Consider the following 17,334-nt stretch of genomic DNA (forward strand, 5'->3'; position numbering starts at 1 on the left):
CCTAGGGGCCGACATCCTCCGGCCGCTCCCGAACCGAGGTGCCACCTGTCGGATTCGGTGAACGTCTGCTCGCCGCGCACGCAGGGGTGATCCGACGCTCGCTCCAGGCCGCCGGCGGTGCCGACCTGCTCCCCGCGCACGCGGGGGTGATCCTCAGCCGGTGGGCGGATGGTGAGGCGTGCTCCTCTGCTCTCCGCGCACGCGTGGTGATCCCACGCTGTCCCGTGGCATGTGAGGGTTCGTCGTCTGCTCCCCGCGCACGCGGCGGTGATCCGGCTGGCGGCAACGAGGGTGACCCCATGGTGCGAGCGCGATTGTGTTTTCGTGCGGTTCGGCGTCGAGGTCGGGGGCCGCCAGTGCGCCGGTCGTTGGTCGTTGGTCGTTCATAGTCGATGGGTGATCGCCAGTCGCAGACGGAGTGCCTGCGGCGCCGGTTGTAGAAGTCGGTGATCCAGGTGGCGATTTTCAGGCGCGCCTCGGTACGGCTACGGAACTGGCGGCGGTGGACGTACTCGACCTTGATGGTGGAGAAGGTCGCCTCGGCGACGGCGTTGTCGAAGCATCCGACGCGGCCCATCGACTGGCGCGCCTTCCAGCGGGCGCAGGCCCGGGCGAAGTCAGCCGAGGTGTACTCGCGGCCGCTGTCGCTGTGGAAGATCACCCCCGCGTGATGAGCACACTCGGACAAGACCTGCTGGCGCCGTCACGCCAATCGACCGACAATCAGACTGAACCGTCGGACTTGTGGCGGGGCCGCCTGTGTTAGGGAGGCGTCGCGCGTGCCGATCAAGTTCGCTTCCTGGTCACGCACGAAAGATCTGGACCTGCATGTGTTGAGGGGCCAGACGGGGCCGGACCTGAGCGCCAGCCACCTGGCCTTCAGGAGGATGGACGACACTATCGTCTGGGCCCGGCAATACCTGGTTGATCCGACGAACGCCCACGATGTGAGCCTGACGTTCAGGCCGTTGATCCAGGGCGTGCTGACGGGCGACAGCTTTCGCGGCGCCGGAGTCCGGGTCAATAGGATCACCGGCGTCGTCCGGGTCGAAGACCTCCTGCCTCCGCTCCACCTGCGCAACTTCATCGTGGTGGCCGACGTCACCAACAACGCCGACGGCACGCAGTATCACTTGCCCATCCGCTTCCACATTCACGAGTCGGTCGCCCAGGTCTGGCTGACCCCGCCCAGCCTGACCATCCGCCCTGACGGTGCGAACCGTCCGGACGAGACCGACTACAAGTTTTCGGTTCGGGCCCGGTTCGACGACGGGGTGGTGGGCGATCTGACCGAAAGCCACGGTGTCACCTGGGGACCGGATGCCAACGTCCACGCGGGCACCGGGCGGATCTTCCTCACCCTCTTCGATTCCCCTCCGGATACGATCACCCTCACCGCCACCCTGCCGGCCGCTTTGGGCGGCGGCTCGGCGAGCGGAGACGTCCATCTGGTTGAGCCCTGGAACAGCACCAACTTCGCCAGCATCGTGCCGGGAGGGGGCTGGCCGGGCTTTATCAACCCTGCCGTCGTCCCGAACTTCCTGTTCATTGGCGACGGCTTCACCCCCGCTGATTCCGGCACTTTCGAGCAACTTGCCGTCTCTCTCGTTCACCGCTTCAAGACCAGCCACCTAACCACCCCGTTCGACCTGCTCGCGACCTCGATGAATTTCTGGCAGGTCTTCGTACCCTCCAGCGTGCGCGGCATCTCGATTCGCTGCGAGGTGTACACGACGGGCGTGGACGAGAAGCGGCGAGGCTTCATGGTCCCCAACCCGGAGAGACCGCCCGACGCCGGGGAATGGCGCCTGGAGCACCTCATCTACGCGGCCGGTCTGCCGGTCTCGACCGACCTACCCTCCAACACGGCCCGGACCAACGCGGACATCAAGACCGACTGGACCGCCTTGTATCACCCCGATCCCGCTCCGCACGCCACCGACTCACTGATCAACCGCTGGCGCCAGCTGGGCAACCGCAGCCTGGTGGAGGAGAAGGACACAACCCTGGGCATGGCGTACGGGAACCCGCCGCGCGTCAACAGCGAGAGCGACGACGAGTTCATCGCCTTCCACCCCTACCGCCTGGACCGCGACCGGTTGGATCGCTTCCTCACAACCCTGCGCGGCGACCAGGGCCACGACCTGACGGCTCTGTGGGCCGCCAGCCAGGACGGAAACCGGCCCACCAACTACGACTACGTCTTTGTCCTCTCAAGCTGCAAATGGGATCGCGGCATAAACCACGACGGCTATATCGCCATGAATGTCGAGGACTCCGCAGAGCTGCGCGGCCTGTCCATTGTCAGCGGAACGGGTGCCTACCACTGGGACCCGCCCAGCATCCCGAACTCCGTCAGCGGCCTGCGCAGTGGCCGGGCGTTGCATGAGATCGCCCATTCCTATGGGCTGGGCGATGAATATGCCCTCGCGGAGGACGCTTTCACCGGCTCGGCGGCCGACCTGGACAGGTACGGCAACCTTCAGGTGGAGTCGGACGCCCAGACCGGCGGCCAGCTCGACGGCGAACAGATCAAGTGGAACTGGCTTCGGGCCCGCAAGGGGGCCCTGGTGCGCGACCTGGTCACGTCGACCGGCGCGAACCGCTGGAATGTGAAGCTCCAGCCCGGGCAGGGCGCACAGTTCGCCGTTGGCGACAAGGTCGTCCTGCGCAAGCGCGACTACCCCAATCCGCTCAGGAAGAACCCTATCGAGACCGTCTTGAGGGCGCCGGACGGCCGGACCACCGTCCTAGAGATCGACGAGCCGCGCTCGGCCGACGAGGTGACCGTGGTCGGCGCGATCAACCCGGACCTGACGTTCCTCGAGGGCGACGTGCTCTACATGCCGGCGCTCGCGCCCGACTCGGTCCGCTCAGAGACCTATCCGTTTGCGGGACTCGTGGCCAAGAACATCAAGGATTTCATCACCGCCAACCATAGGCCGCTCACCCCCGACCCGTGCGACCCGGCCGAGGCCATGAAAGCGGTGCAGGACCCGATCCTGAACGGGGTCAACCTGCCCATCTGCTTCAGCGAGAAGCCCCGCATCGTCGGCCTGTACCACGGGGGAGGCGCCAAGTCCTGCGGCATCTTCCATCCGGCTGGCACCTGCATGATGCACGGCACGGCGTTAGACAGCCTAGAGTTCTGCGCCGTCTGCCGCTATGTCCTGGTGGAGATCATCGATCCCTTCAAACACTTCCAGATCGACCTCCAGTACGACGACTTCTACCCGCTGCGATGAGCGACAACGCCAGCACCCTCGAGCTGATCGCCCGCCACCTGACCCTGGCGCTCAGGCCGCTTCAGCAGGCGGTCTCCGGCCCCGACGCCTTCAAGCAGTTCATGCTGCGGCTGGGCTGGGGGGTCACGTCCCTGCCGCCCGAATACACCGCCCTGGGCGCGCGGGTCGAAGCGGCCGTGCAGACCCTGGAGGCCCTGGCCGACGAGCCCTCCCCCGAGGAGGTGCTGGCGCTGTTGGGCCAGGTCAAAGATGTGTACGACGCGATCCAGTCCTTCTCGGTCGCGCCGGCCGGGGTCGACGCCGCGACGTTCCTGGCCGAGATCGGCGAGCGACTGTTCGAGTTGCTGTGGACGGAGTACCTGGCTACCAGCCTCCCCGCGGCTTACAACCTGTTCCAGGCCATGGACGTGATCCAGCTTGAGAGCGTCCCCTCGGGCTCGGGCCGCCCGGCCTTCATGCGGGCCCATTTCAGATGGGACCGGATCCCGCAGATCGCCGCCGATCCGCTCTCGCTGATCAAGGGTGTCTACGGCTGGGGCACCTCTAACTTGAACTACATCCGCATCCTCGAGCACTCGGCCGAGTTGCTGGTCGCCTTCCGCCTGCCGGCCGCTCTGCGCAATGCCGAGGAGGAGTTGACCCGCGAGTACAGCGGCATCTTCGACGACCCGCTCCATGGGACGAGCGTCGTGTTGCGGCTTCCCTTCTACTACCTCACAATCGCCGGGACCCGCCGGGAATTTGCCTTCGTCATGCGGGAGCTTCCGGCCGCGGGGGCCAGCCTGCCGGGCCTGGTGATCGAGCCGGACGTGCCCTCCGAGCTGCCGTTGACCCTGCGGCTGGCCCAGGACCTGGACCTGAAGATCCGCGCCGGCAGCGACATCGCCTCCCGCTTTGGCATCCTGGTCCGCCCGGACGGGATCAGCGTCAAGTACCCCTTCATGCCGGGGCAGGAGCTTCCGCGCGCCGGCTTCGGCCTCTCCTTCGATTTCCACCCTCCGAGCAGCGTTCTCCTGCTGGGCTCGGCGGGCGCCACCCGCCTCGAGGTGTCGGGCGCGGAGGCTGGCCTGCAGGCGAACTACCTCTCGGGTCAGCTTGAGCTGATCATGGCAGCAGACGTACGCGGCCTGGCGCTGGTGCTGGCGGCCGGCGAAGGGGACAGCTTCGTACGCGACCTGCTGGGGGACGGCGAGAAGCGGGTGGACATCCCGCTCGGCGTGGAGTGGTCGAGCACCCGCGGCCTCCGCTTCAAGGGCGGGGGCGGATTCGAGGTCGAGCTTCCCTCTCACCTGGAGCTCGGCCCGATCCTGGTCGAAGCCGTGCAGATCCGGCTCTACCTTCCGCCCGACGCCGGGCCGCGCCTGCGGACCCGGCTCGGCGCCAACCTGACCGGCCAGCTCGGGCCGCTGACTGCCACCGTCCAGGGCATCGGCATCCAGTTGGAACTGCTCTTTGAGGACGGTAACGCCGGCCCATTTGACGTGGGGGTCGGCCTCCAATCGCCCGACGGGGTTGGGTTGGCGATCAGCGGCGGCGGGTTCACCGGCGGCGGCTTCCTCCGGTTCGACGTCGAGAAGGGCGAGTACTCCGGGCTGCTCGAGCTGGAATTCCAGGGCACCCTGGCGCTCAAGGCAGTCGGCCTGCTGAACACCATCCTGCCTGGCGGCCAGCCCGGCTTCTCGCTCATTGTCATCATCACGGCCGAGTTCCCACCCGTCCAGCTCGGCTTCGGGTTCACGCTGACGGGAGTGGGCGGGCTGCTGGGGTTCAACCGCTCAGTAATGGTCGAGCGCCTCCGCAGCGGGTTGCGGGACGGCACCCTCGACTCGATCCTGTTCCCCGAGGACGTGGTCGCCAACGCCAACCGCATCCTGTCGGACATGCGGCAGGTCTTCCCCCCCACGCCCGGCCGGTTCGTCCTTGGCCCGATGGCGCGCATCGAGTGGGGCACGCCCACCCTGATCACGATCGACCTGGGGCTGATCGTCGAGCTGCCCAACCCGGTCCGTTTGCTGATCCTCGGCATCGTGCGCATGGTCCTCCCCGACGAGAAGGCCCGCATCCTCCAGCTGCAGGTCAACTTCCTGGGCGTGATCGACTTCGAGGCCGGGACACTCGCCTTCGACGCGTCGATCTTCGATTCACGCCTGCTGACCTTCCCCCTGTCCGGCGACATGGCGGTGCGCCTGAAGTGGTTCGGGGACGCCAACTTCCTGCTCACGGTGGGCGGCTTCCACCCGCTCTATCAGCCCCCGCCCCTCGACCTGCCCCAGATTCGGCGCATCACCCTGCAGCTGCTTGACGCCGACAACCCGCGCCTCACCCTGGAGACGTATTTCGCCCTGACCTCGAACACCGTCCAGTTCGGTGCCCGGCTGGAGTTGTACGCCGCGGCTGGCTCGTTCAGCGTCTACGGCTTCCTGTCGTTCGACGTCCTGTTCCAGTTCAACCCCTTCTACTTCATCGCCGACATCGGCGCCATGCTGGCGCTGCGGGCGGGCTCGTCCACCATCGCCTCCATCTCGCTCGCGTTCACCCTGGAAGGGCCCACCCCTTGGCACGCCCACGGCAAGGCGACCCTGAAGATCTGTTGGTTCCTCTCCATCACGGTGCGCTTCGACCGCACCTGGGGCGAACAGCGCGACACGCGGCTCGACGACATCGCCGTATTGCCGCTGCTGCGGGCCGCCCTGTCCGACCCGGGCAACTGGCAGGCGTCGCTGGCGCCCGACAAGAACCTGATGGTGACCCTCAAGCAAATCGATCCGGGCGGCCCTCCGGTGGTCTCGCCAGCCGGCGTGCTGACGATCTCGCAGAAGGTCGTCCCCCTCAACGTCGAGGTCCAGAAGTTCGGGGCACAGACGCCAGCCGACGCCACCCGCTTCCGCATCCAGGAAGTGACCGTCGGGCCGGCGGGCGACGCGGCGTCGCTGGGGACGGCGGCGGCCAGAGAAGACTTTGCCCCGGCTCAGTTCTTCGAGCGTTCGGATACCCAGAAGCTGACCGGCAAGTCGTTCGAGAAATACGACGCCGGGGTCCGCATCCAGGCCTCTGAGGAACTGAAATCGGACTACGCGGCGCTCCGACTGGTGGAGTACGAGCTGTTCTACAAGGACGACCAGCGCGCCCTGGCGCCGTGGTTCGACCTGTTCCAGGTCGAACCGCTGTCCTTCGAGGCCTGGTCGGTCGGTGGCGCCGTGGCCAGGTCGCCCCTCTCGCATGCCAGGAAGGCCAAGCCCGCCGACGCCCCCGGCGAAGTCAATCTCCGGCAGGAAGAGTTCGCGGTCGTCTTCGCGCGTGACCTGAGCCCGGTGCCCACCGCAGCTTTCCACGCTTCCGAGGCCGCGGCGAATGCCCTGCTGGAGCAGATGCTGCGCCAGCAGCCGGGCCTGGCCAACGAGATCCTGGTCGTCCCCGCCTTCGAGGTGAACCGGTCATGAGCGACCCGATCGCCGCCTACACGTTCCTACCCTGGCTGCGCCAGGGAATCGCCGCACAGATTCGACAGCCCGACACGCTGGGTCCTGGCGGGCCCGCCGAACGCGCCGAGGTGCGCATCTCCCTCAACGTCAACAACCAGGCCGATTTCGCCACCAACGACGTTCTCCTTCTCGGCCCCGGCGACGTGATCGGAATCCACCCACACGCAGTGGTCCGGACAGAGCCGCGCAACTGGGTCACCGATTACGAGCCGAACTACCTGGCCGCCATCGACTTCTACGACGAGGACTTCCCCTGGCGGTACACCCCGGCCAGTGCAGTGCGAGTCGACGCGGCCGGTGGCCCGGTGACCGACAACGGCCAGAGCAAGCTGCGCCCGTGGATCTTCCTGCTCGCCTTGGAGGAGACCGAATTCACCGAAGGTCGGCCGCCAGGCGCGCCGCTGGCGGGCATCACACTAACCGGCGACCCGAACGCGGTGTTCCCTCCGGCGGACCAGGCCTGGGCATGGGCGCACGTCCACGTCTCCCGCGACATCACCAATGCGGGGGCCAACACCCCGCAGCAGACCGTCGTCGCTCTCAAGAGCCTGGTGCACGCCAACCCCGATTCCGCCCTGTCGCGGCTGGTCTGCCCGCGCAAGCTCAAGGAGGATACGGCCTACCACGCCTTCGTGATCCCGGCCTTCGAGATCGGGCGGCTGGCCGGCTTGGCGCTGCCCACCGTCGGGCAGGATGCCCTTGCCCCTTCATGGGGGAACGGGCAGACCGAGTATCCGGTCTACTACCGCTGGTTCTTCCGCACCGCCAGGCGCGGCGACTTCGAGTACCTCGTCAACCTGCTCGAGCCGCGCCGCGTGGACGAGCGGGTGGGCATCCGGGATATGGATATGCAGGCCCCGGGCTTCGGCGTGCCCGGCATGCGAGACGCGCCGGGCGATTCGGCCGTCATGGGGCTTGAAGGCGCGCTGAAGAGCCCGCAGGCCCGAACTCGCCCGGCCGAGTGGCCGCCTGCATCCCACCCCGCTTTCCTGGCTGAGTTGGCCGCCAGGGTGAACCTGCAGGAAGACGCGCTCCAGCCCTCGGCCGATGGCGGAGAGCACCCCGACCCGGTCATCAGCCCGCCGCTGTACGGGCGCTGGCACGCCCTGCAGAGCCACCTGCACGTCGATGACCCCGGCTGGGCCAACGAACTCAACCGGGATCCGCGCCTGCGCGTTCCGGCTGGCCTCGGCACCCAGGTGATCCAGGCCAACCAGGAAGACTACATGCAGACGGCCTGGCAGCAGCTCGGCGACGTGCTGGCCGCCAACCAGAAGATCCGTCAGTTCCAGGTCTCGATAACGGCGGGCGCCAGCGTACTCGAACGCTTCTTGAAGCCCCTTGGTCGGGACCAGAAGCTGGCGGTGACCGCCCAGGTCCACCGCCGGGTTCTGGGAAGCCCGACGACCGTCGCCCATCAGGTGGAAGAGAGCCGCCTGCCGGCCGCCTCCCTCGACCCTGCCTTTCGCCGGATGACGCGGCCGCGCGGCGCGCTGATGCGCAAGGCCTTTCCCCGGCAGCGTGGCAGGCCGGGCGCCATGCTTCCCCGCATGAACACCCCCGGCGGAATCACCGCGGCCCCGCCCAAGCGGGCGCCGGAGAAGGAGATCCTGCTCGAGGGCGTAGCCCGATCCCTGCTGCCGTTCCCGCTGCCCGGCTGGCTTCGCGCGGTGTTGCTGTGGAAACCGCTGCGCGCGGCGATGGTGACGGCGGCTGTGCTGCTGCTCCTGTTCTCTGTCGTCACCCTCGGGCTCGGGCTGCCGGTAACCCTGCTGGGACTCGCAGCGCTCGGCGTGATCGAGTATGTGCGCGGCCGCCTGGAAGCCGCCACGCGCCTCGGCAACCAGAACCGCACGGTCGCGGCCGTGCAGGCGATCCCACCCCGGCCCGGGTTCGTGCTCACCGAGCCGGGCAATCGGTTGCCTCCGGGCATCGGCCGCAGCGGCTCGTCCGACAGCCCCGAAGCCGCTCGCTTCCGCCAGGCGCTGGTCGACGTGAACGCGCGATTCGAGAGCCCGCTGCCGGTCAAGACCATCGGCCCGCCGCTCGACTTCGACCGCGCGGCGGCCGTCGTGGAGCAGGCCCTCAATCCGGTCACGGCGATCCCGCGCCGGGCCTTGAGCCTGATTGCCATCCCGCCGACCTTCACGTATCTCAAGCCGACCGGCACCCTCGTGCCGGTCATGGCTCACCCGGTGCTCAACGAGCCGATGTACCGGCCGCTGCGCGATCTCTCCAGCGAGTTGCTCATCCCGAACCTGCACCTGATCCCCAACAACACCATCACGCTGCTGGAGACCAACCCGCGCTTCATCGAGGCGTACGTCGTTGGCTTGAACCACGAGTTCGCCCGCGAGCTGCTGTGGCGCGAGTATCCGACCGACCTGCGCCCGAGCAGCTTCCTGCTGTTCTGGGAGCCGGCCGAAAGGGCCAGCCGCGACAGGCGGGTGGATCCCGCGACCCGCGCCCGGCAGTTGCGCGACTTCAAGCCACTGCACGAGTGGGGACCATCCACCGACCTGGGAACGCACGAGAACAAGCCGCTGCCCACCGGGAGCGAGCCGGGCGAGTCGCGCCTGGTGCTGGTGATCCGCGGCGACCTGCTGAAGCGCTATCCGAGCGCCATCCTCTACGCCCAGAAGGCGAAGTGGGTCGAAGACCCCGACGATCCCGTCCTGCCCCGGCGGATGATCCGGGTGTTGGACGAGAGCGACCCCGATGCGAACCTCCTGGAGCCGATCTTCAAGGCCGAGGTCCTGCCCGACCTGCGCTTCATCGGGTTCGACCTAACGGCCTCGCAGGCCAAGGGGTCGATCGAGCCGGAAGACGGCGACCCCGGCTGGTTCTTCGTGATCCAGGAGCGGCCCGGCGAGCCGCGCTTCGGGCTCGATATCCACGACACGACGCCGCCCGCCCCGACCCGATGGACGGACCTGTCCTGGAACCACCTGGGTGACCCCGCGCAGATCGGCCTCATCGATCTGACCACCGTCCCGACCACCAACATCACGACCGTCCCCGACGACGCCATCCGGTGGGGCGTCAACGCGGCCGACATGGCGTACATCCTCTACCAGGTGCCGGTGATGGTGGCCGTGCACGCGGAGCGGATGCTGGTATGACTGATCTCGGCGAGCTTCGACAGGGCGCCGCGGCTGCCCGGCAGGCGCTGGCCAGCGCCGGAGAGAACCTGGCCGAACTGCGCCGGCGGCTGCGTGGCGGGCAGAACCGGCTCGAGCACGTCCTGCGTCGGGGCCAAGCCGGTGAGCAGGAGGCGCGAGCCATTCAGGCCGAGCTCGAGCGGTTGCAAGCCGCCCGGGCTGACGGCGAGCGGGCCGCCGCAGCGGCGAAGGAGGAATTCCATCGCCTCTGGCAGTCGATCCCGGAGTCCCCCTGGGACCTGGTCGAGCAGCTCCCCGACGACCTGCCGTTCCTGCTCCTGCCGGTGCGGGTCGAGGCGCGCTTCATGCCGGGCGCGGCGGGCAGGGAACTGTGGGTGCGCATCTTCCCCGACGACATCGCGGTGCACACCCACGAGAAGGGGCTGACCGCCGCGGAGGTGAGCGACGGCCATGCCTTCTGGCGCGAGATGTGGACGGCCTCGCGTGAGACGGACCAACCTACCCGGCAGGCGCTCGAGCAGGGAGCATGGGCGAAGCTGGCCCGTTCGTCGGACAGCCGTCGGGCGGCCTGGATCGCGGATCAGACCCGTCCCGAAACGCTGGACGTGTCCTCGGCCGACGACCTGAGCTTCCCGGCTGTCGACCCGCAGAGCCTCAAGTCGGAGAGCTGGAGCCGGGCGCCGTGCTCAACCGTCATGCCCGACCGATTCGTGGTGATGGGTTACATCGGGGGCGAGCGAGTCTTCCGGCAGGCCGGCGCGCCGGTGCCCGACCCGCTCGTCCTCGGTCCCGACCCGCTCCGGTTGGAGGTCGAATATCGGCAGACGGGCGGCGAGCTCCAGACGGGCGCGGACTTTGCCTGGGTCGGCGATTTCGATCAGGCGGTCGCGAAGGGCATGGGCCTGCGAATCCCGCTTGATGCGACCGCCGCAGAGCGCGGGTTGGACCGCCTGCTCGTGCTCGGCCTACGGCTGTCGTCCGACGCGGTCGCCGGCCAAGACCTGGTGGAGGAGCTGTTCGACAACCACCACTACGCCGCCGACGGAATGAGCCTGCTGCCGCAGGGGACGCCCACCAACAACGCCGACGGGAAAGGTTCCGGCTTTTCGAGCGCGGGCCCCGACCCGGCCGAGAGCTTCGCCCTCGAGGTCGGCCCGCCCGCTTTCGAGCCGACCGGTCAGCCACACGAGAAGACGGACGCCCAGCGGCTGGCCGAGGCGCTCGGCATCGGCTACGCCCCCTTGCAGCGGCTGGACGGCGCCGGGGGGCGCGACCTGCGCGAGGCCCGGCGGTTCAACACCGCCCTCTTCCCGGCCACGCTTGGCTATTACCTAGAGGAGATGCTGGACCTGGACCTGGGCCTCATCGCCCGCGTTCGGGATTTCTTCACCGGCTACGTCACCGGGCGCGGCCCGCTGCCGGCGGTGCGGGTGGGTAGCCAGCCCTATGGGGTGCTCTTGAGCTCCGATTTTTCCGCCTGGCAGTGGTCCGAGCGCGAGTTGGGCGGCCAGCCTGGATTCCTGAACGGGATGCTCGGGGTGATCCGCCGCTTGCAGGAGACCTGGCGGCAGCTAGCCGCGAGCGCTTCCCGAATCGGCGCAACCGCCGACCCGGATCAGGACTTCTTGCGCGCCCTGGGCCTGAACGCGGCCTCGATCGAGTTCTATCGCCGGCATGCGACCGGGAAAGAGACGATCTGGAACTTCTACGCCTTCACCCCTGGCAGGTTCTACGGCCCGGCCCTCATGGAGAACATCCGCCGCCAGGCCCTGGCGCTGCTGCAGGAGCTGGGGCTGCCCCTCGACCCGCCGCCGCGACTGTTCGACCTGGCCTTCTTCGTGGACCACGACCAGATCCTCGACCCGCTGGTGGACGACGTCGCCGCGGACGAGACCGAGAAGCTGTCGGAGACGAAGCTGCTCAAGAAGGCTTATCGCATCCCCGACCCCGCGAACCCGGATGGCTTCACCGAAAGCAGTTACCTGGGCTGGCTTGCCCACAGCGCCTATGACGACCTGAAGCAGCAGCGCCTTCGACACCTGTCCGGCGAAGACCAGCCGGTGCCCCGCCCTCTGCTCTACCGCCTGCTGCGCTCTGCGCTGCTGCTCTCGGTCCACGATGCGGCGACGCGCCTGTACGCCCGGTTCGACGTGCTTCCCCTCACCGCCCGCCGGGAGGTCGAGATCGCGAACGTCACGCAGGACCGGACGGTCACCCGGTGGGAGCTGTTGGACGCCGAGGTCGGCCATGTTCTGCCTGCCCTGTCGCAGGCCAACCTGCCGGTGGGCGCCTGGCTGTTGACCCCCGACGGTCACGGTCGGCCCGAAGCCCTCACCATCGAGGCCGTGCGCGCCGCGCTCGCGGACCTGGTGGACCTGCCGACCGCGCGCCTGGAGCGAATCCTCGTCGAGCACCTGGACCTGTGCTCGTACCGGCTGGACGCCTGGCAGATGGGCTTCTTCGCCCGCCGTCTGGAGTTGCAGCGCTTCGTTTCGGGGAACGAGGGCCCCGGCGACGGCGAAGCCCCGCCCGATTCGCTGCGCCGCACGGGTCTCTATCTGGGCGCCTTCGGCTGGCTGGAGGACCTGCGCCCGGGCCCGTCTCAGCAGAAGGCCGACACCACCGGAATCCCGGTCACCCTTTACGACCCGACGAGCGACGGCGACCTGTTCGAGCAGCCCGACAATGGCGGCTTCATCCACGCGCCGTCGCTCAACCACGCCGTGGCGGCGGCGGTACTGCGCGGCGCCTACCTCACCCATTTCGACCCGGCCCGCCCGGAGACGATGGCGGTCAACCTGTCTTCGGATCGGGTGCGGACCGCGCTGTCCTTCATCGAAGGGGTCCGCAACGGCCAGGAGCTTGGCGCGCTGCTGGGCTACCAGTTTGAGCGCGGCCTGCATGATCGGTATGACGACCCGTCCCTCAACCAGTACCTCCCCCTCTTCCGGGTTCAGTACCCGCTGCTGGCCGACAAGATCACGCCTGACGAGAGCGGCAGCCCCATCGAGACCAAGGAATCTCGCAATGTGCTGGACGGTTACGCCCTGGTCGAAGCCGCCTTCCTACGGGCCACCCCGGTGGCCTATCCATACGGCGTCGAGGGCCTGCCCGCCGACCCAGCCTCGCCACACGCGGTCGCCGTCCAGGCCGAGGTCGCCCGCCTGGCCGACAGCCTCGACGCCATCGCCGACCTCCTCCTGGCAGAAGGCGTCTTCCAGGTGACCGAGGGCAACTTCGAACGGGCCGCGGCCTCGATCAAGACTCTCGCCGAGGGCGGGCTGCCGCCCGAACCCGAGATCGCTCGAACCCCGCGCAGCGGCCTCGCTATCACCCAGCGCGTAGCGCTGCACCTGCCGGGCGAAACGGGACCTGGGTCCTGGCCGGGGGCACCAACCGAGCGGGCGCGGGTCGAACCGGGCCTGAACCGCTGGCTGGGCGAGCACCTCCCCGCGCCCGACCGCATCGTCGTTAAGGCGAGTTGGGAGGGACACCCTCCGCACGAGCAGAGCTTGGCCGACTTGGGGCTCCAGCCCATCGACCTGGTCCTGCTGGCGGGGGATGAGATTTTGAGCCAGGAGACGGAACTGGAGAAGCGCCTGGCCTCCGCCATCCGCGTGGACCAGCACGACGACGACCTGCAGGTCACGTTCGAGTTCATGGCCGAGCCTGCCGATCCGGCAAGCGCCAACCTGTTCCCACTTCTGCCGCTGCTGCGCCGCCTGCGGAATCTGGTCACCACCGCCCGCCCGCTCTCGGCCCTCGATTTCCGCCTGCCCTCCGAAGCGAACACCAACCCGGCGGAGAACCTCAACCCTCAGGGCTACGACCTGGACGAGCTCGATGGCCGCCTGCAGACGGCCATCGGTCGGTTCGACACGGCCTTGGCAGACCTGGCCGCCGCCATCCCCGTGGACGGCAACGGGGACCCGGTGGTGGGCGCCATCGTCGCGGAAACCGTGCGAGGCTTCATCCTGGCTCTGGCACGTTTCGGCCTGCCCGACGCCGTACCGCTCAGCGCGGCGGGCGACTCGGACCGCGCCCGCCAGACACTGGGCGACCAGGGACTGCGCCTGCTGAAGATCGGCCATGCGAGGCTGGTGCTAGCGACTGCGGCGCGGACCTCCGCGGCCGACGCCAGCCGGCCGGCCAGCGAACGCCTCGCCGACTACCGCCAAGCCGCACAGGAGCTCTTCGGGCCGTCGTTCAACCTTGTGCCGCGCTTCTCGCTCAGCGCGCTGAGCGAGGTCCAGGCCGCCGCCGCCTTCCGCGATGCGCCGCCCGACCAAGGCCTGACCCGGTCCCATCACGAGAACCCCCTGCTCGTCGACGAGTGGCTACAAGGGGTGGCCCGGGCCCGCCAAAGCATGGGCGACCTCGAGCAGGTCCTCATCCTCAGCGAGCTGTTCGCAACCCCGGGCGGCATCCTCAAGCCGCTGCAGCTTCCCTTCCGCGCCGCAGACCATTGGGTGGCGGTCGAGTTTCCTCCCGTCCGGCCGGAGCAGATCGGCCAGCCAGGAGTGTTCTACCCGCAAGGCGAGTTCGTGTCGCTCGTGCAGTGCCTGCCGGCGAGCGGCTTCGACCCGGCCGCCCAGCAGAGCGGCCTTCTCGTCGACGAATGGAGCGAGGTGATACCCGGCAAGGTCGAGACCACCGGCATCGCCGTGCATTACAACCAACCCAGCACCGAGCCGCCGCAGGTCCTGCTGCTTGCCGTCACGCCACAGATCACCGGACAGTGGACGTGGGGCAAGCTGGAGGGAATCCTCAACGACACCCTGGAGCGCGTGAGACAGCGGGCCGTCGAGCCGGACCAGCTCGGGAGCACTGCGCTTGGCCACCTGTTGCCGGCGGTGCTCTCGGCCGTCACCACCCGCCGCTTCGCCACCATCTCCACCGATCTGACCCACCAGACGGCGATCCGGGAATAGCCGGGCACATCTGGCGCAGACACGCGAAGGAGGGCCTGTGCCACAGATTCCGATACCGCGCGCCACCAAGGCACTGTTTCTCTCCGAGGTCTTCTTCCCCAGCATCACCACCTGGAACAGGCTGGAGGGCCGGCCGCGCGGCCACGACTTCGACCGCAGCCTGCGAGCGGAGGTGCGCGACCCGCTGTGGATGATCTGCCGTCAGTGGCAGTTCGGCGAGTTCGACGGGGAAGACGCAGGCTCGGCGGTGGAAGCCAAGGTCCAGCTTGCGACCGCCCGGGTGAACCGCTTCGCCGGGCTCGATGGGCCCGCCATCGCCTACGACGAGCGCCTACCGCTGGAGGCCCAGGTCGAGCGCGAGCCCATCCCCCTCGACCTGATGACGCGCGCCCAGCTGGGCCGCTACTGGCTCAAACTCATCGCCGCGCTCGGCGACTTCAAGGCCCTCTATCTAGGGCAATACCCGTTCGACGACCCGCCCGCCGGTAGCGAGGCCGAGGCGCACCTGCGCAGTGACCCGCAGTCCTGGTCGACCCTGCACGCCCTGCAAAGGCGCATGCCAGACGGCGGAAAGCTGTATGAGGCCATCAAGGCCGTCCCCGACGAGCACGCCGCATGGCTGGCAGCCGCCGTGCCGGACCCGGACACGCGCCAGGCGCTGGGCGACGCGGGCCAGAGGTTCGTGGACTGGTTCAGGCGGACCTACAGCCAGTCCGAGACCGGCGACCCGGTCACATGGTCGCCCGGCTATCTGGAGTATCAGTTCGCCTGCTCCGCCCCCGCCGTGGCTGGTGAGGGCCAGACCGTGCTGGTGGCCGAGCAGTACGCCCAGGGGCATCTGGACTGGTATGCCTTCGACGTGGACGCTCAGTCGGTCGGCCTCTCCGACGCGAATGGGGCGGAGATCCCGCCTGCGGTCGTGGAGGTCCAGCCGCCGCTGAGCTTCGTCCCCAGCCCGATCGTCTTCGGGGGAATGCCGGCCGCGCGCTGGTGGGAGTTCGAGGATCGCAGGACCGATTTGGGTGATTTGAAGCCCAGCACCACCGACCTGGCGACGCTGGTGCTGGCGGAGTTTGGACTGGTGTTCGGCAACGACTGGAGCCTCGTGCCCTATGTGCTCCCGATCGGCACGCTCAGCGAGGTGTTTGGGGTAGTCGTCAAAGACGTCTTTGGGGCGAGGACCCTGGTCCGCGCGGCCGGGCAGCCTGACGGCGCGGAGCGGACGCGCTGGGGAATGTTCGACCTGAGCCTGCACCGTGAGGGCCGGGTGTTGGAGCGACTGTTCCTGCCTCCCGCGGTGGGGAAACTGCAGGAGAGCGCGCCGCTCGAAAAAGTCATCCTGGCGCGGGATGAGATGGCCAACATGGTCTGGGGCGTCGAGCAGACCATCCCGGCGCTGGCCGGCGGGGGCGCGAACGGCTTCGAGGCCGCCAAGGCCCTGGAGCGGTATCTGGTCTCGCTTGGGCTGCCCCACGTCGAGCCACCCAGGCTCGACACCGGCGCGCTGATTCAGTACAAACTCGGCCGCGGCGTCCCGGAGAACTGGATTCCCTTCATCCCGGTCCATAACCCCGGCTCGAGTCGGGACGTGCGCCTGCAGCGGGCGGCCATGCCGCGCCTGATCCCGGGCGCGCTGGAGGCGCCTGTGGAGCCGCGCGGCTCGTTCCTTCGCGCCGGGCTGGACGAGACTGCGCGCCGGCCCTACTTCGTCCACGAGGAGGAAGTGCCCAAGGCCGGCGTGGTCCTCACCCGCACCTACCAGCGCACCCGGTGGAGTGATGGTCAGGTCGTCACCTGGCTCGGCCGCCGCAAGCAGGTCGGCCTGGGTCAGGGCTCGAGCGGCCTCGCCTGGGACCGGATCGAGCCGACCACCACAACGTCAACATCAGCAGGAGATCAAACGGCACCGCTGCATTGAGTGTTGGCAGGGTCGAGGCACGTCAGTCTTCTCCACAACATGATCGTCCTCCATGAAGAACTGCAACTGATATGAGGCCTGGTCATTGGGGAGCTGCCGCCGGCCGACAGGCTGATGCTGGACGCGTACGTGGCGCAGACCGCGGACCGGGTCTGGACCCTGCGTGACGCGACGCTGCTGACCGCTTTGGACGCCGGACGCAGCCTCGACCAGCTGCGCCAGTTTCTCGCCGACCGCGCCACCCATGAGCTGCCCAACCCGGTAACCACGCTGCTCGCCGACGTCGAGGCGCGGACCGGGAGGCTGCGTAACCTGGGCGTGGTCCGGTTGATCGAGTGCGCCGACCCTCGCCACCGACCGCGGCGCCCGATTCACCTACGTCTACGACTTCGGCGACGAGTGGACGCACACCGTCACCGTCGACGACATCCGGCCCGGTGGCCCCGACAACGCGTTCACCATCCTCGACGGCGGTGGGGCCTGCCCGCCGGAAGAGGTCGGCGGCGCTGCCTGGTGTCAACACCTGCTCGCCGCTCTGGCCGACCCGGCCAGCCCAGACCGCGACGACGCTGTTGAGACGCTCGGCGCGGGCTTCGATCCCGCCCGTTACCACCGCGCAACGGCCGGATAGGGCAG

General features: G+C 68.6%; 7 protein-coding genes and 2 pseudogenes. 8 read left to right on the forward strand and 1 reads right to left on the reverse strand.

Annotation, left to right across the window (positions count from 1 at the left end):
• Position 1 precedes the first annotated feature (1 nt).
• Positions 2–523 (reverse strand): IS3 family transposase, encoded by a 522-nt coding sequence (locus ACFY29_RS25540; protein WP_386990805.1) that lies wholly within the window; start codon positions 521–523, stop codon positions 2–4.
• Between ACFY29_RS25540 and ACFY29_RS25545 the strand changes: the two genes are divergently transcribed.
• The 8 genes and pseudogenes from ACFY29_RS25545 to ACFY29_RS25580 all read left to right on the forward strand — a co-directional run.
• A complete protein-coding gene (locus ACFY29_RS25545; RefSeq protein WP_386990846.1) occupies positions 456–671 on the forward strand; it encodes a hypothetical protein in 216 nt (71 codons plus the stop codon). The two genes, ACFY29_RS25540 and ACFY29_RS25545, sit on opposite strands and share 68 nt — an antisense overlap.
• A gap of 108 nt (positions 672–779) precedes the next feature.
• Positions 780–3,245 carry a hypothetical protein gene (locus ACFY29_RS25550; protein ID WP_386990215.1) on the forward strand — a complete coding sequence of 822 codons (2,466 nt, stop codon included), beginning with the start codon at positions 780–782 and terminating at the stop codon, positions 3,243–3,245.
• Positions 3,242–6,685, forward strand: a complete 3,444-nt coding sequence (locus ACFY29_RS25555) for a DUF6603 domain-containing protein (RefSeq protein WP_386990217.1) — start codon at positions 3,242–3,244, stop codon at positions 6,683–6,685. Before ACFY29_RS25550 ends, ACFY29_RS25555 begins: the two co-directional genes overlap by 4 nt.
• A complete protein-coding gene (locus ACFY29_RS25560; RefSeq protein ID WP_386990219.1) occupies positions 6,682–9,849 on the forward strand; it encodes a hypothetical protein in 3,168 nt (1,055 codons plus the stop codon). Before ACFY29_RS25555 ends, ACFY29_RS25560 begins: the two co-directional genes overlap by 4 nt.
• Positions 9,846–14,780 carry a hypothetical protein gene (locus ACFY29_RS25565; RefSeq protein WP_386990220.1) on the forward strand — a complete coding sequence of 1,645 codons (4,935 nt, stop codon included), beginning with the start codon at positions 9,846–9,848 and terminating at the stop codon, positions 14,778–14,780. Before ACFY29_RS25560 ends, ACFY29_RS25565 begins: the two co-directional genes overlap by 4 nt.
• Positions 14,781–14,817: 37 nt before the next feature.
• Positions 14,818–16,698, forward strand: a complete 1,881-nt coding sequence (locus tag ACFY29_RS25570; protein WP_386990222.1) for a hypothetical protein — start codon at positions 14,818–14,820, stop codon at positions 16,696–16,698.
• A gap of 114 nt (positions 16,699–16,812) precedes the next feature.
• A pseudogene (locus ACFY29_RS25575) lies at positions 16,813–17,034 on the forward strand (helicase-associated domain-containing protein); the annotation flags it as partial.
• Positions 17,035–17,059: 25 nt separating this feature from the next.
• Positions 17,060–17,329: pseudogene (locus ACFY29_RS25580) on the forward strand (plasmid pRiA4b ORF-3 family protein); the annotation flags it as partial.
• Positions 17,330–17,334 lie beyond the last annotated feature (5 nt).

The sequence above is a fragment of the Micromonospora sp. NPDC000668 genome, from assembly GCF_042897975.1.
Taxonomy (GTDB): Bacteria; Actinomycetota; Actinomycetes; order Mycobacteriales; family Micromonosporaceae; genus Micromonospora.

Excerpts from the sequence above, each read along its gene's own strand:
- ACFY29_RS25555 (WP_386990217.1), top strand. The coding sequence starts at position 3,242 with ATGAGCGACAACGCCAGCACCCTCGAGCTGATCGCCCGCCACCTGACC.
- ACFY29_RS25560 (WP_386990219.1), top strand. The coding sequence starts at position 6,682 with ATGAGCGACCCGATCGCCGCCTACACGTTCCTACCCTGGCTGCGCCAG.
- ACFY29_RS25565 (WP_386990220.1), top strand. The coding sequence starts at position 9,846 with ATGACTGATCTCGGCGAGCTTCGACAGGGCGCCGCGGCTGCCCGGCAG.